The organism is Campylobacter sp. JH32 (assembly GCF_017846535.1).
Lineage (GTDB): Bacteria > Campylobacterota > Campylobacteria > Campylobacterales > Campylobacteraceae > Campylobacter_D > Campylobacter_D coli.
The window spans coordinates 1-14,561 of sequence record NZ_JAEQBS010000010.1; the positions used below are offsets into that span (position 1 = coordinate 1).

Consider the following 14,561-nt stretch of genomic DNA (forward strand, 5'->3'; position numbering starts at 1 on the left):
CTTTTTTCTCTAATTCCAATATCTCTTCTCTTATTTTTTTATCAAAGATATAAATTCCACCATAATTACTTGCAAGAGTTTTTATTTCACTTGCTTTTTTTTCTTTAAAAGCACATGCACTTAAAAAGATTAGGGTAAATAAAGTAAAAAATAATTGCTATGGTAATTTTCATTGGTAATCTTTTAAATTTAAATCAGCCATACAAAGCCCCTCCCTTAAACCCTCATCAATCACTATAAGTTTTTCTCTTTCAAAAATACTAAAAAGCAAAAAACATCCCGCAACTAAATAATTTTTTCGCGTATTTCCTACCCAAAAACTTGCCTTTTTTTCATCCATATACCAAAGTTTTTGCCCAAAAGTTAAAAAATCATTGATATTTAATCTTGCACCATTGATTTTCTTTGCCTCGTATTTTTCATAATTTAAGCCTTTTTTTAAAGCCGCTAAAGCCGTAGGGACACCTGAATTTAAAACGATATTTTTCATCTTGCTTTGTTTTAATGCTTTTTTTAAACCATTGCTTTGCCCAAAGGCCTCAAAAGCCATGGTTTTTAAAAAATTATCGTGAATTAAAAAATGAATTTTTAGCTTTTTATCTTTAAATCTATAAGGAAAATTAGGATATTTTTGAAGTATTTTTTTAAAAGAAAAAGAATTTGCGATTTTTTTTATCTTGCATTTTTCATAAAAACTGATAATACCAAAATCAAAACTTTGAAAATTATCCCTAAAAGAAAATTCACAAGATGCGCCCCCTAAATCACAATACCCACAATCCAAATTTAAGCCTAAATTTAAAAGCCCCCTTTTCATACCCAAAACGCTGATTTTAGCTTCAATTTTGGCATCTATCACTTTAAAATCAATTTGAAATTCCTGTTTTAAACGAGTAAAAATTTCATTCGTATTGCTTGCTTTTCTAAAAGCTGCAGTTGCGACTGCTCTTGCTTGGCTTAAGTCATATTTTTTAGCTATTTCTTGAAGTGCATTGCGAAGTTTTTCTATGGCTTCATCACTTATCTTTCCAGTTTTATCTAAGTTTTTAGCCGAACCTATGATAAATTCATATTCATCCAATTTTTCAAATTTTTCATTTATAAAAACCGCTCTTAAAGTATTTGAGCCAAGATCTATACCTAACATCACTATCCTTATTTAATTTATAGTATAATAGCAAAAAAGTTCTAAAGGAAAAATATGCTTTTAGGTGTAAATATCGACCACATTGCAGTATTAAGACAAGCTAGAATGGTAAATGATCCTGATCTTTTAGAAGCCGCTTTTATAGCTGCTAAATTTGGAGATCAAATCACTTTGCATGTAAGAGAAGATCGTCGTCATGCTCAAGATTTTGATTTAGAAAATATCATACGCTTTTGCAAAAGTCCTATCAATTTAGAATGTGCTTTAAATGATGAAATTCTAAACTTAGCACTTAAATTAAAACCTCATCGTATCACCCTAGTGCCTGAAAAAAGAGAAGAGCTTACCACAGAAGGGGGGCTAAATTTAAATCATAATAAAATCAAAGAAAGTATAGAAAAACTTCAAAATGCGCAAATCGAGGTTTCACTTTTTATCAATCCTAGCTTAGAAGATATACAAAAATCATATGAATTAAAAGCTGATTTTATAGAACTTCACACAGGACATTATGCAAATTTGCATAACGCACTTTTTAGCAATATCTCTCATACAGCCTTTGCTTTAAAAGAATTTGATTTAAGCAAAAAAACATTACAAAGTAAATTTGAAGAGGAGTTAAACAATATAGAAATTTGTGCTAAAAAAGGAGTGGAGCTTGGATTAAAAGTCGCTGCTGGGCATGGGCTAAATTATAAAAATGTAAGCCAAATAGCAAATATCAAAAAAATTTGCGAACTTAATATCGGCCAAAGTATTGTAGCAAGATCGGTTTTTGTAGGACTACAAAATGCGATTTTAGAAATGAAAGCACTGCTTTAAAGATGAAAAAATTAGCCATTAGCATAGGCGATATCAATGGCATAGGGCTTGAAATTCTAGCACGCTCACATGAAAAATTAAGCCAAATTTGCACTCCTTATTATTTTATCCATGAAAGCTTGCTTCAAAAAGCTTTAAAACTTTTAAATTTAGAGCTTTTAAATGCAAAAATCGTAGCTTTTAAAGATGCTAAAAATTATGAATTTACACTGCTTAAAAAGCATAATTCTCTTGAAATTTATTCTTTTGGCTTGCCTTTAAATTTAAAAGTGGATGAAAACTTTGACATTAAAGCAGGAGAAATAGATGCAAAAAGTGGCCTATATAGCTTCTTAAGCTTTAAGGCGGCAAGCTATTTTGTTTATAAAAACCACGCACACGCCCTACTTACTCTACCTATACATAAAAAAGCTTGGGAGGATGCGGGGCTTAAATTTAAAGGACATACTGATGCACTAAGATTCTTTTTTAAAAAAAATGCCATCATGATGCTAGGATGTAAGGAACTTTTTGTAGGACTTTTTAGCGAGCACATACCCTTAGCAAAAGTAAGCAAAAAAATCACTTTTCAAAATTTAAGTATTTTTTTAAAAGACTTTTATCAAGAAACTCGCTTTAAAAAAATCGGACTTTTAGGTTTTAACCCACATGCAGGAGATTATGGGGTGATAGGAGGCAAAGAAGAAGAGCTTATGCAAAAGGCTATCGCTTTTGTTAATGCTTTTTTAAATTCTAAAAAAGATGAAAAATTCTTTAAAAAAGCTCTAAAAGATGAAAAATTACAAAAAGAATTGCTTTTAAATTTTAATACAAAAGGTGTTTATTTGCCCTACCCTTTAGTCGCAGATACAGCTTTTACAAAATCAAATTTAAAAGCATGCAATCGCTTAATAGCCATGTATCACGATCTTGGCTTAGCACCCCTAAAGGCTTTGTATTTTGAAAAAAGTATCAATGTGAGTTTAAATTTGCCCATTATACGCGTAAGTGTTGATCATGGCACCGCCTTTGATAAGGCCTATAAAAATGCCAAAATCAGTACTAAAAGCTATTTTGAAGCGGCTAAATTTGCTTTAGAATTGCCTTCTAAAGCTTCAATCTAGCATTATCATCGATCAAGCCCTCTTGGGCTAGATTGTCTATAAAAATTTCCAAATCTATAGGATCTTGAATGCTCATTTGGATTAAATTTTCATATCTATCTACTTGATTATTAAAAATTTGCTTTAATCTTTCTTTGCTTTGAGTATCTTTTTTAGCTTTTTGCATAAGCTCTAAAAATACTTTAGCATAAGTTTTTTCTATACAATCAGTCTTGTAAACAAAAGGCGATTGAGGATCTTGATCTGCTTGCAAAAGATCGTTTGATATAACTTTGGCACAATTTTTTCTTTCTCTAAACATTTTTTTCACAACCAATTTAAAATCTTCTTTTATAATTTCATTTGCATTTTTTAAAAGCTCTTGATATAAACTTATAAAGATATTATCCATCAAAGCAAGTTTTTTATTTTCAAATTCATTAATAGCGCCTATTTTATTGCATATGATTAACTCATCATCATTTTTGCCATTATTTTTAACCTTAGAACAATCAAAACTCGCTCTAACTTCATTTTTATATATAAGCTCATCAAAACTCAAGCCCCATAAGCTAAGAAAACTTAAAATTGTTAGTAAAATTATCTTCATTGCCTCTCCTTATTTTTTGTTTTATTGTAACAAAAATATTTTTAATTTTTTTAAAAAAATCAAAATACAAATTTTTAACCATCACAATACAGATTTATTTCAAACAAATTAACAAAACTGTGAAAACTCCTTTTACTTTTTGATAAATGATCAAAAATTTTCTAAAAAATTATCCAAAATTTCTAAATTGGAATAAAAATTGCTTATCTAATTTAAAATCAAAAAAACAAAAGGAGGAGAAAATGGTGGTAAAAGATATCCAAACAACTTCAAGCTCTATGTTTAGTGCCACAACCAAGGTTAAGGAAAAAAGCACTTCAGCAGATGAATTTCAAGCTACTCTAAATGAAGTTAAAAACAAAGAAGAAAAAGAAGACAAAAAGACAAGTTCAAGTGAATTTACTAATGAAGATCTTGATCTTAGTGCTGTTAAAGAAGATTTTAATCTTATGCTTGGCAAAAAATGAGAGAAGATCAATACAAAAAAAATGAAGAAGATTTACTCAATAAACTTTTTGCAACCATTGATGCGGGAAATACTGCTAAAATATAAATTTAAAATTTCATTGCGAGAATTTTTCAATTCTCGTATAAATTTATAAAACACCAAAATAAGACAATCACAAATCTTTCATACAACAAAACACATTTATTTTTATTAATTTCTGTTATAATTTTATGAAAAAAACAAAGGAAAATTATGATTTTTATCGACGCTTGCTTTAAAAAACCTACACCCTATACACCCGTTTGGATGATGCGTCAAGCAGGAAGATATTTGCCTGAATATATGAAAGTTAGACAAGAAGCGGGAGATTTTTTATCCTTATGTAAAGACTACAAAAGAGCTTCGGAGGTTTCTTTACAACCTGTTGATATTTTAGGAGTTGATGCGGCGATTATCTTTTCAGACATTTTAGTAGTCCCTCTTGAAATGGGAATGAATTTACGCTTTGAAAAAGGCGAAGGACCGGTATTTCAAACACCTATTTCAACCTTAGAAGACCTTAACAAGCTAGATGATAAAAATGCTTATAAAAAACTAAACTATGTTTATGATGCTTTAAAACTAACACGCGAAAAATTACCGCTTGATAAAGCTTTGATAGGATTTTGTGGCAGTCCTTGGACTATAGCAACTTATATGATAGAAGGAAGCGGAAGTAAAAATTATGCAAAATGTAAAAAAATGCTTTATCAAAATCCAGAACTTTTGCATGAAATTTTAAATAAACTCACTCAAGTTTTAAAATCTTACTTAGAAGAACAAATCAAAGCAGGTGCAAATGCGGTGCAAATTTTTGATAGCTGGGCGAGTGCTTTAGAATGTGATAAATTCTTTGATTTTTCATTTAAGTATATGCTTGAAATTTCTGATTTTATTAAAAACAAATACCCTCACATACCTGTAATTTTATTTCCTAAAGGCATTAGTGGCTATTTGGATAAAATCGATGGAAATTTTGATGTTTTTGGAGTTGATTGGAGTACTCCTCTTGATTTAGCACGCGATAAATTATCCCACCAATACACCCTACAAGGCAATATGGAACCTTGCAGACTTTATGATAAAAAAGCTATCAAACAAGGCGTAGAAAATATTCTTGAAATTATGCAAAATAAAGCTCATATTTTCAATCTAGGTCATGGAATCTTGCCTGACATTCCTGTTGAAAATGCAAAATACTTTATCCAGCTTGTGCAAGAAAGTTCAGCCAAATGAAAATTCTCTTTGGCCCCATCAATTCAAGACGTTTTGGAAGATCTTTAGGTATTGATCTAAGCCCTAGCAAGAAACAATGCAATTTTGATTGCGTATATTGCGAACTTGAGGCTCAAAAACCTCAAGAAAAACAAGATGAGATTGTAAGCGTAGAAGAAATCATTTTAGAAGTTCAAGGCGCTCTTGAAAAAAATGTCCCATTTGACTTTCTTACCTTAACAGCCAATGGGGAACCAAGCCTTTATCCTCATTTAGATGAATTGATCTCATCCTTACGCAAGATTGCTAAAGATAAAAAATTGCTCATTTTAAGCAATGGCACCGTGGTTTTAGATCAAGACAAATTCAATACCTTATTAAAGTTAGATGTGGTTAAATTTAGCCTAGACAGTGCTATTTCTAAAACCTTTTACCGTATTGATAGGGCTTTAAAAAATATTAACTTAGAAAAAATGATAGAAAAAATGGCAGAATTTAAAACCCAATTTAAAGGTGATCTTGTAATGGAGATCCTTGTCGTAAAAGATCTTAATGACAATGAAGAAGAATTTATCGCTTTAAATCAAGCTTTAGCTAAAATAGCGCCCTTAAGAGTTGATTTAAGCACCATTGATAGACCCCCAGCTTATGCGGTTAAAAAAATAAGCGAAGAAAGACTTTTGGAACTTTCCAAACTCATAACTTCCACTCCCGTGCTTTTGCCCAAAAGACACTATGAGGGTGAAAAGTTAAATTTTAATGAAGAAGAATTGCTAAAAATGCTTCATCTACGCTCACAAAGTGAGATAGATATAGAAAATAAATTAGATAAAACTTCTCAACTTCTTTTAGACAAGCTTATAAAAGAAGAAAAAATAAAGATTCTTAATCTAGCAGGAGTTAAATTCTATAAAGCCTAATTTTTAGGCAAATATTTTCTAATCAAAGCTATAAGATCATTTCTGCTGATATCATTTAAAACCTCGCTTACGCAATCAAAATCCCTCACCCTCTCCCTAGAAAAGAATATAATATGACTTTGAGGGTGTTGCTTTTTATAAGCGCTAAGAATAGAACGCATCTGCTCAAGATCAAATTTAATCAATTCATAATCAAGCAATATCAAACGATAAGCTTCTTTTTTTAATTCTTTTTTCAATTCACTAAAAGAATTCACGCGCATATTTTGGGAGCATTGTTTTTCTATGATATTAAAAAACAAAGTTGCATCAAACTTATTTTGTTTAAAAAGCAAAACATTATTTTGATAAGGAGTTTGAAATTTTAAAGCACAAATTTTATCAAGTTTTCTTTGCAAAATATTTTCAAGCTCTTTTTTTTCAAAAGGTAGGCTTAAAAAATACTCATAATATAAGTTTTTACTACGCCCAAACACGATAAAATCATCAGCTTTCTTAGAACTTTGCTCTAAAATTTTATCCTTAATGAAAACCACATGAAAATCATTGATATCAAAACTCAAACTCTTAAAAATAGTATTTTCTATGCCAAAATAAGACAACAAATTTGCTAGCAAAAATGCTTCAAGCCCATCATCACTTACTATCGCAGCACTTGCTTCAAATTGCAAAACATTGCCCTGTGCCACCCCTATGCTTTTATGGTATTCTAAAGCTTGATTAAGTCCAAGTCTAATTTGTTCTTTTTGATGTTTTAATGCATTTAAAACAAGTGATTTGATTTCCTTGCTTGCTTCTTCTTCATCTAAACATCTTACAACGCCCTCAATATTGCCAATTTGATACAAACTATCCTCTAGCAATTTTGCATAAGTTTCTTTTTCATGAGAAATCTTAAATAAATCTTGATTTAAATGTGCTATTTTTTCCCGAATCAAATCCAAACTCGTTTCGATATCTATCTCTTCAGCATGTATAAATTCATTTTTAATTAATAAAATTTTTTGATCTTTCCTAGCCAAAGCTCGTTTTTTTCGAAAAAGGAAAAATATTAAAGTTAAAGACAAAATAAAAATACTAGCAAAAAAAGTAAGTTTAATTTGCTCAAGGCTTTCATGAATTCTTGTAAAATCTATACTTAAAAAAGCCAAAATAATATTAAAAATAAAAATAATCCAAACCAATAACAAATCAATCTTCCTTTATTTTTTGTGCTGATTTTTTTCCTACTAATTGGCACAATTCTTCAAAATTTGCCTCATAAATAGCTTCAAAACTTCCATAATACGCCAAAAGTTTTTGTATAACTCCCGCACTAAGTCCTGATTTTACAAGCTTAGAGCTTGATAAATCTTGTTTTTTCTTAGTGTTTTGATGAAAACTTATGGCAAAACGATGTGCTTCATCTCTTAATTTCTGTAAGAATTGTAATTTTTTATCGTTAATGCTTAGGGCAAATTCTCCTTTTAAAGAGTGAATTTTATCTTTAGCCCCTCCTTTAGCGCGGTGAGCTTTAGCATCGATTTTTTCTTTTGAGATTGCTAAAATATCAACATTTGCCCCACTACTTAAGATGATTTCTTTAGCTAAATCAAGCAAAGCCTTTCCTCCATCTATAAGCCACAAATCAGGAGCAGGCATTTTGTCAAATTCTAATGCTCTACGCGTTAAAACTTCACGCATTTGCTCATAATCATTTTTGTATTTTAAATGAAATTTTCTATAATTTGACTTATCCCAAGTACCCATTTTATAAGTTATCATAGCTCCTACATTCGCCACACCTTGCAAATGAGAATTATCAAAAACTTCTATACAATTTGGCAGATTTTCAAGCTCGAAATAATTTTTAAGTTCTTTTTGTATATTAAAATCACTATTTTTTTGCTCTTTTTGTATATTTAAACACGCATTTTGAAATGCCAAATCACAAATTCTTCTTTTTTCCCCTATTTTAGGAACTTTAATGCTGATTTTTTTATCAAATCTCTGGCTTAAAATTTCTTCTAAAAGCTCCCTGTCTTCAAAATCCTCATAAACATAAACAGTATTTGCAACCAAAGGAATGTCTACGCTAAAATTTTCTAAAATAAGCTGTTTATAAATCTCATTTTTATCAAAATCTGTATTGTTTTTAAGCGGAGTGATTTTAGAATTAGCGCTGATGATTTTTCCATTTTGCACCACAAAACGCAAAGTTGAAAGCATAGAGCTTTCACAAGCTAAAGCAAAAATTTCAAAGTCTTCTAATTTAGCGATATCAATCTCAACTTTAATTTCCAAATCCCTTATCGTAGCAATCTGATCTCTTATTTTTGCCGCTTCTTCATAATTCTCATTTTGGGCTAAATGAAACATTTGTTTTTCCAAATTTTTCACTAAAATACTAGGGCTTAAAAGAGCATTGATAGCTTTATCTAAAATCAAACGATATTCTTCTTGGGTAATTTTTTTATCACAAGGCGCAAGACAACGAGAAATTTGATAAAAAATACAAGGAGATTTACAACTTGCTTTTTGCTTTAAAGGATAGTATAAATAAAGCGCATCTAAAAGCTCTCTAGCTCCTTTAAAAAAGGGGCCAAAATATTTGATTTTACTTTTTTTAACTAATTTTCTAGTGATTTCAAAACGCGGAAATTCTTCATTAAAATCTACATAAATATAAGGATAAGTCTTATCATCTCTTAGTAAAATATTGTATTTTGGATGAAGTTGCTTGATAAAAGAATTTTCCAAAATCAAAGCATCAGCTTCTGAATTTGTTGTAATAAATTCCAAATGCACCGCTTCTTCTATCATTTTTTGAATTCTTAAAGAATTTTTTGGATTGGCGCGTAAATTTGGGGTAAAAGCAAAATAAGATCTTACGCGGTTTTTAAGATTTTTAGCCTTGCCTACATATAAAAGCTTTCCTTCGGCATTAAAATACTGATACACTCCAGCATTTGCAGGTAGGGTTTGAAGCTCTTCTTTGAGAGTATTTTTAAGTAAAATTTCAGCCATTTCTTATCATCTGCCTTATTTCTTCAAATTTCTTTGCTAAAATTTTATTTTCAAATTTATTTTCAAATTTTCCAAGGCTTAATTCTATATAGGGTTTTTTAGCCGTGAAATTTTCATTATTTTTTATTGTATTATTGTATTTTTGTGTAAAAATTTTTAAATCTTTTATATCTGAAAATCCACTCAAAGGATACATTTTTCCGTATTTTTTTATGAGAACTTTAATATAAATTTTGCTATTATCGTGATTTAATTCTTGGTAAGCGGCTGAATTTAAAGTCACTATATTTAAAATATGATTTTTTATATAAATTCTAGCGATTAAACGCTGTTTGGCAGGCGGAAAAGAATTTAAAAAATCTTTACAAAAAAATAAGGTTTTTAAGGGTCGATAATGAGACTTACTCATCAAGTCATTAAGAATGGCGCTAGTATTTTTAATTATCTTTGGACTTTGAAATTTTTCCATAAGATGATTTTAGCATTTTTTTTCTTAATTTTTTTGTGTGCATGTGGCTATAAGGGCAACCCACAATACACTAGCTACGAACAAAATGGTTCAATAAAAAGCATTAAAAAATACGAACAATTAAATAGGTGGTAGAATGAAAAAAGCAGATATTTTAGTTTTAGATTTTGGATCGCAATATACTCAGCTTATAGCAAGAAGATTGAGAGAGCAAGGCGTTTATGCTGAGATTTTGCCTTTTAATGTAAGTTTAGCAGATATCAAAGCGAAAGAACCTAAGGGTATTATTTTAAGTGGTGGCCCTGCAAGTGTTTATGCAACAGATGCGTACTTTTGTGATAAAGAGGTTTTTAATCTAGGCTTACCCATACTTGGAATTTGTTATGGTATGCAACTCATGGCTCATCATTATAAAGCCAATGTTGCTCCAGCAGGACACAAAGAATACGGCAAAGCAAGTATAGAAATTCAAAAAGATAGCGATTTGTTTAAAAATCTACCTAAAAAACAAATCGTTTGGATGAGTCATTCTGATAAGGTTGAAAATTTACCACAAGGTTTTGAAGTTTTAGCAACAAGTGAAAATAGTCCGTATTGTGTTTTTGCAAATGAAGAGAAAAAATTCTTTGCCTTGCAATTTCACCCTGAAGTACAACACAGTGAATTTGGCAAAAATATCTTAAAAAATTTTGCTAAATATGCTTGCAATTGTGAAAGTATTTGGAATATGGGTTCTTTTGCAAAAACTCAAGCAGAAAAAATCCGCGAAGAAGTAGGCAATGATAAAGTGCTTTGTGCTGTAAGTGGCGGAGTAGATAGTAGCGTAGTTGCTGCACTTTTAGCTAGTGCTATAAAAGAGCAAATTATAGTAGTTTTTGTAGATAATGGACTTTTAAGAAGTGGAGAAAAAGAACAAGTTGAATTTATGTTTAAAAACACTTTAGGCATCGATCTCATCAGCATTGATGCAAGTGAAATTTTCTTAAGTCGCTTAGCTAATGTCACAGATCCTGAACAAAAAAGAAAAATCATAGGAAATACCTTTATAGAAGTTTTTGAAGAAGAAGCAAAAAAACATAAAGATGTAAAATATCTTGCCCAAGGCACACTTTATACTGATATCATAGAAAGTTCTGTTGTAGGTGCAAGCAAAACCATTAAAAGCCATCATAATGTAGGGGGCTTACCTGAAAAAATGAATCTTAAACTCATAGAGCCTTTAAAAGAAATTTTTAAAGATGAAGTGCGTGCTTTAGGTATCGAGCTTGGATTAAGCAAAGAAATAGTTTATCGCCATCCTTTCCCAGGCCCTGGTCTTGCTATACGCATCATGGGAGAAGTCAATCGCCCAAGTCTTGAATTACTACGCAAAGCAGATGTAATCTTACTTGAAGAACTAAGAAGCACGGGTTGGTATGATAAAACTTGGCAAGCTTTTTGTGTATTGTTAAATGTAAAAAGCGTTGGTGTTATGGGAGATAACCGAACTTATGATAATACCATTTGTGTTCGTGTTGTTGATGCAAGTGATGGAATGACAGCGACTTTTTCACACATACCTTATGAAATTTTAGAAAATATCTCGCGTCGTATTATCAATGAGGTTGAAGGTATTAACCGCGTAGTTTATGATATCTCAAGTAAACCACCTGCAACTATAGAATGGGAATAAATTAAAAAATCTGAAAACCTGATAATAATATACAGGTTTTCAAGAATTTAAAACCCTCATTAACAAATTTTTAATACATAAAAAACTAGCATATAAAGTCATAGAAAAAGCTTATATTAAATGTATTAATTTTATTATAAAAATCAAAGAGTGTTAAAATTTTTAGGAATATGGATGGAAAATAGCATAAAAGATTCATACAATAAAATTTGTAAAAAGTGGAGTGAATTTCGCAAAAATACCTCAATCAATCAATGCATTGTCGACTTCGCAAATAATTTAAGTCCAAATTCAAGAGTGCTAGATATTGGTTGTGGAACTGGATATCCTATCGCTTTATATTTATCAAAACAAGGATTTCAAGTTACAGGGATAGATATTTCAGAAGAAATGATAAAACAAGCACAAAAACTTAACTTACATAATGCCACTTTTTTAGTAGAGGATATTTTAAATTTCAAAACAGATAAAAAATATGATGCAATCATCGCATTTGATTCTATTTGGCACATTAGGTATGATAAACAAGAATGTATTTATCAAATCATTTCTTCTTTGTTGACATCTGGTGGATTGTTTTTATTTACTCATGGAAAAAATGATGGCGAAATTATAAGCACAATGTGGAAAGAATCATTTTATCATAGTGCTTTAGATTTAGAAAAAGTACATAAATTATTAAAGCAAAACGGATTTGATATCTTATCTTCCATAGAAGATTATATAGAAGAAACTACGGGTGATCGAGAATTGCTCATTATTGCTAAAAAGAAAGAATTATAATATAGCTTTATTTAAAATTATCAAGCTTTAATCCAAAAATTTTACAATGCGTGCTTATTTTTAGGACAATCCGTGTAATAAAGCATTAAGTTGTGTTTTATCAAAAAAATGGGGATAAAAATTTACTTCTTACAATAATACACCACAGCGGGTGGGAAATTTTGCCAAACAACTTTTGAAATTCTCACCTCTGTAAAAAGAGAAAATATCTTTTGACGAAATTTTAAACTTGAATAAGTAGGTAGCACATAAGCAAAGGTGCTAAAATATCCGTTAGGTTTTAAACTTTTATGGATGATTTTTAAAAGCTTTTCTTGCTCGTGATCCCTAAGCAAACTCCACGGAATTCCACTTATAATCACATCTGCATAGGTGATATTTCTTTGCCTTAAAAAATAAGGTAAATTTTCAGCACTCCCTATTTCTATATCCAAATTTACAATTTTTCTTTTAAGCTTATCTGCCATATTTTTATTGATTTCTATAGCAAAAAATTGTGCTTTTTTATTTTTATATTTTAAAATATTTTCAGTAAAAACACCTGTGCCAGGTCCAATCTCTACGATATAGTTTGCTTGACGCAAATTAATATTTTGAGTCATAACAAAACCTAGCTTTTGAGAGCTAGAACAAAAAGCACCGATTTGTTTTGGATTTTTAAGATATTCATAAAAAAACATTCAATTTTTCCTATGGTAAAAAAAATATAACTAAAAAGAATTTTAAAATCAAACATGTAATTTTATTCTTTTGCTTATAAAATTTTTATAAAAATAAAGCTAAAATTATCTTTTAAAAACTTTCAAGGATGAAATATGCATGGAAAAATAGCTATATATATGGATTCCACAGGGCGTGGAACTGTAACGAATTCAGCAAATACTTTTTTTGACTTTAGTCGTCAAATTTGGAATGATAAAAAAAGTATGCCAAGTGTTGGGATGCTTGTTGAATTTCGCACGCTCTCTAGTGATAAAAAGTCTGAAAACGGCGCTCCTGTGCCTGTAAGCAAAACTATCACAGGGATAAAACCTTCCAAATTTCAAGAATTTAAAGAGGGTGATTTTATCACTGAACATGATTTTTGGAAAACCGATAGTGATGATGAGCTTGAAGATTTACAAAATTCTCGCAGAAGTGCGTATATTACAGAACTTTATAGAAGCATTGATTTTGATTCTATAGAAAAAATTCCCTTATCTTTTACTATTCCTCAAGCCATACAAAAATATTTTGCCCATGAAATTTTATCTGTTGAAGCCTTGCAAGCCAATTTACAAGATGAAAAAGATATTCCTTGTATTTTGGACTATCTCATTCTTAAGAGATTTTTATTTAAAGCTTATGATACTTTAATTTTTATGGATAATAGTATAGATCAAACCCAATTTAGCGCCCTAAAAAGCATTATGATGCACTTAGAAAATTCTTACAAACAAATGATAGCAGATAAAAAACCCAATATCACTAAAATATTTAATGAAACTTTCTTATCTTTACAATGCCATTACCAAGCTTTAATAGCCACTATAGATACAAGAAAAAACCGCCTTGCTTCACTTGAAGCACAAATGAAAGCTTTACAATCTGAAATTCAACTTAAAAGCAATGCGGCCAATGCAGATCCTGAAAAACTCAAAGCAAGACAAGAAAAATTAGCAAAACTTCAAAAAGAAGCGGAGTATTATAGAACAACCCTTAAAAGACTGGGTGCTATACAAGAGGATTTTTATAAGAAAAATTATAATATTTTTGAAAATGCTTTCAAGCTTTCACGCGAAAAACTCTTTAAAAAAATAATTACAGGTCTTAATTTATGTGCTACGATAATGGATGTTAAAATTTGGCACCTGTCCTTAAAATCATCAGGGGTTAAAAATTCATATTTTACAATGAGCAATATAGAAAATTCCTTTTGTTCTCTTTCATTTGCAGAGCATTATCTAAGTCGCTTAAACAAAGCAGCGCTTAATCCTTTTGATCAAAAACTTTTAGTTTATATCCAAAAAATTACCAAAGAACAAAGAAAAAAATTTTTAGTCGTGACTTCGGATTTGGATTTGCTTTGTAAATTAAAAATAGAAACCTTTGCGCAAAATCCTTATTTCATAGTAAAGTACGCCCCTAAAAAAGTCAATTATCAGTCTTTAATGCGTGATAATAGTTTTGATATAGTGTTTATCGATGAAAAACATATATGGGAAAGTGTAGCAGATATTATTTTAGAAGGAAAACATTTTGATAAAATAGGAAAAACCAAATTTAAACTGATTTAAACATAGAATTTTAAGCTAAATAAGGCTATAATTTGCTTGCCTAAACAGTTCGTGATATTTAAAGTGATCCAA

At 30.0% G+C, this 14,561-nt stretch carries 13 protein-coding genes and 1 pseudogene; 8 read left to right on the forward strand and 6 right to left on the reverse strand.

The window, feature by feature from the left end; translation table 11 throughout:
• Nucleotides 1-169: 169 nt before the first annotated feature.
• A complete protein-coding gene (locus KAR67_RS07720; RefSeq protein ID WP_002777475.1) occupies nucleotides 170-1,147 on the reverse strand; it encodes an exopolyphosphatase in 978 nt (325 codons plus the stop codon).
• Nucleotides 1,148-1,201: 54 nt separating this feature from the next.
• Here KAR67_RS07720 and KAR67_RS07725 point away from each other — a divergent pair, with 54 nt between their 5' ends.
• Both KAR67_RS07725 and pdxA read left to right on the forward strand, forming a co-directional pair.
• Entirely contained in the window at nucleotides 1,202-1,969 is a 768-nt protein-coding gene (locus tag KAR67_RS07725; RefSeq protein WP_002783656.1) for a pyridoxine 5'-phosphate synthase, read from the forward strand.
• 2 nt (nucleotides 1,970-1,971) lie between these two features.
• Complete coding sequence (pdxA, locus tag KAR67_RS07730; protein ID WP_002777479.1) at nucleotides 1,972-3,072, forward strand: 4-hydroxythreonine-4-phosphate dehydrogenase; 1,101 nt, start codon at nucleotides 1,972-1,974, stop codon at nucleotides 3,070-3,072.
• On the opposite strand, the gene KAR67_RS07735 is transcribed toward pdxA, so the two are convergent.
• Nucleotides 3,056-3,661, reverse strand: a complete 606-nt coding sequence (locus KAR67_RS07735) for a hypothetical protein (RefSeq protein ID WP_002789871.1) — start codon at nucleotides 3,659-3,661, stop codon at nucleotides 3,056-3,058. The two genes, pdxA and KAR67_RS07735, sit on opposite strands and share 17 nt — an antisense overlap.
• 242 nt (nucleotides 3,662-3,903) lie before the next feature.
• Here KAR67_RS07735 and KAR67_RS07740 point away from each other — a divergent pair.
• The 3 genes and pseudogenes from KAR67_RS07740 to KAR67_RS07750 all read left to right on the forward strand — a co-directional run bounded on the left by KAR67_RS07740 (nucleotide 3,904) and on the right by KAR67_RS07750 (nucleotide 6,283).
• Nucleotides 3,904-4,214, forward strand: a pseudogene (locus KAR67_RS07740) (hypothetical protein).
• Nucleotides 4,215-4,361: 147 nt separating this feature from the next.
• Complete coding sequence (gene hemE / locus KAR67_RS07745) at nucleotides 4,362-5,384, forward strand: uroporphyrinogen decarboxylase (RefSeq protein WP_002789869.1); 1,023 nt, start codon at nucleotides 4,362-4,364, stop codon at nucleotides 5,382-5,384.
• Complete coding sequence (locus KAR67_RS07750) at nucleotides 5,381-6,283, forward strand: radical SAM protein (RefSeq protein WP_002777490.1); 903 nt, start codon at nucleotides 5,381-5,383, stop codon at nucleotides 6,281-6,283. The genes hemE and KAR67_RS07750 overlap by 4 nt, the downstream gene beginning before the upstream one ends.
• Here the strand turns inward: KAR67_RS07750 and KAR67_RS07755 are convergent.
• From KAR67_RS07755 to KAR67_RS07765, 3 genes are read right to left on the reverse strand one after another with little or no spacing between them, the layout of a single operon-like run.
• Nucleotides 6,280-7,473, reverse strand: coding sequence for a hypothetical protein (locus KAR67_RS07755; protein WP_162284664.1), 1,194 nt, complete (start codon nucleotides 7,471-7,473; stop codon nucleotides 6,280-6,282). The genes KAR67_RS07750 and KAR67_RS07755 overlap by 4 nt on opposite strands.
• A gap of 1 nt (nucleotide 7,474) precedes the next feature.
• Entirely contained in the window at nucleotides 7,475-9,289 is a 1,815-nt protein-coding gene (uvrC, locus tag KAR67_RS07760; protein WP_002786130.1) for an excinuclease ABC subunit UvrC, read from the reverse strand.
• Nucleotides 9,282-9,758: a hypothetical protein gene (locus KAR67_RS07765; RefSeq protein WP_002777499.1), complete on the reverse strand. Its 477-nt coding sequence runs from the start codon at nucleotides 9,756-9,758 to the stop codon at nucleotides 9,282-9,284. The genes uvrC and KAR67_RS07765 overlap by 8 nt, the downstream gene beginning before the upstream one ends.
• 136 nt (nucleotides 9,759-9,894) lie before the next feature.
• On the opposite strand from KAR67_RS07765, the gene guaA reads away from it, so the two are divergent.
• Nucleotides 9,895-11,430, forward strand: a complete 1,536-nt coding sequence (gene guaA / locus KAR67_RS07770) for a glutamine-hydrolyzing GMP synthase (RefSeq protein ID WP_002831315.1) — start codon at nucleotides 9,895-9,897, stop codon at nucleotides 11,428-11,430.
• 174 nt (nucleotides 11,431-11,604) lie between these two features.
• Nucleotides 11,605-12,213 carry a class I SAM-dependent methyltransferase gene (locus KAR67_RS07775; RefSeq protein ID WP_002783669.1) on the forward strand — a complete coding sequence of 203 codons (609 nt, stop codon included), beginning with the start codon at nucleotides 11,605-11,607 and terminating at the stop codon, nucleotides 12,211-12,213.
• A 122-nt stretch (nucleotides 12,214-12,335) separates the two neighbouring features.
• Here KAR67_RS07775 and KAR67_RS07780 read toward each other — a convergent pair whose 3' ends face one another.
• Nucleotides 12,336-12,893 (reverse strand): methyltransferase domain-containing protein, encoded by a 558-nt coding sequence (locus tag KAR67_RS07780; RefSeq protein WP_002831311.1) that lies wholly within the window; start codon nucleotides 12,891-12,893, stop codon nucleotides 12,336-12,338.
• 135 nt (nucleotides 12,894-13,028) lie between these two features.
• Here KAR67_RS07780 and KAR67_RS07785 point away from each other — a divergent pair, with 135 nt between their 5' ends.
• Complete coding sequence (locus tag KAR67_RS07785) at nucleotides 13,029-14,489, forward strand: hypothetical protein (protein WP_002780191.1); 1,461 nt, start codon at nucleotides 13,029-13,031, stop codon at nucleotides 14,487-14,489.
• Nucleotides 14,490-14,561 lie beyond the last annotated feature (72 nt).

Bases quoted from the DNA above. Each gene is read 5' to 3' on its own strand.
- KAR67_RS07750 (WP_002777490.1), top strand. From the start codon at position 5,381: ATGAAAATTCTCTTTGGCCCCATCAATTCAAGACGTTTTGGAAGATCT.
- hemE (WP_002789869.1), top strand. From the start codon at position 4,362: ATGATTTTTATCGACGCTTGCTTTAAAAAACCTACACCCTATACACCC.
- KAR67_RS07765 (WP_002777499.1), bottom strand. From the start codon at position 9,758: ATGGAAAAATTTCAAAGTCCAAAGATAATTAAAAATACTAGCGCCATT.
- KAR67_RS07735 (WP_002789871.1), bottom strand. From the start codon at position 3,661: ATGAAGATAATTTTACTAACAATTTTAAGTTTTCTTAGCTTATGGGGC.
- pdxA (WP_002777479.1), top strand. From the start codon at position 1,972: ATGAAAAAATTAGCCATTAGCATAGGCGATATCAATGGCATAGGGCTT.
- KAR67_RS07775 (WP_002783669.1), top strand. From the start codon at position 11,605: ATGGAAAATAGCATAAAAGATTCATACAATAAAATTTGTAAAAAGTGG.
- KAR67_RS07785 (WP_002780191.1), top strand. From the start codon at position 13,029: ATGCATGGAAAAATAGCTATATATATGGATTCCACAGGGCGTGGAACT.
- KAR67_RS07780 (WP_002831311.1), bottom strand. From the start codon at position 12,893: ATGTTTTTTTATGAATATCTTAAAAATCCAAAACAAATCGGTGCTTTT.
- uvrC (WP_002786130.1), bottom strand. From the start codon at position 9,289: ATGGCTGAAATTTTACTTAAAAATACTCTCAAAGAAGAGCTTCAAACC.
- KAR67_RS07725 (WP_002783656.1), top strand. From the start codon at position 1,202: ATGCTTTTAGGTGTAAATATCGACCACATTGCAGTATTAAGACAAGCT.
- guaA (WP_002831315.1), top strand. From the start codon at position 9,895: ATGAAAAAAGCAGATATTTTAGTTTTAGATTTTGGATCGCAATATACT.
- KAR67_RS07720 (WP_002777475.1), bottom strand. From the start codon at position 1,147: ATGTTAGGTATAGATCTTGGCTCAAATACTTTAAGAGCGGTTTTTATA.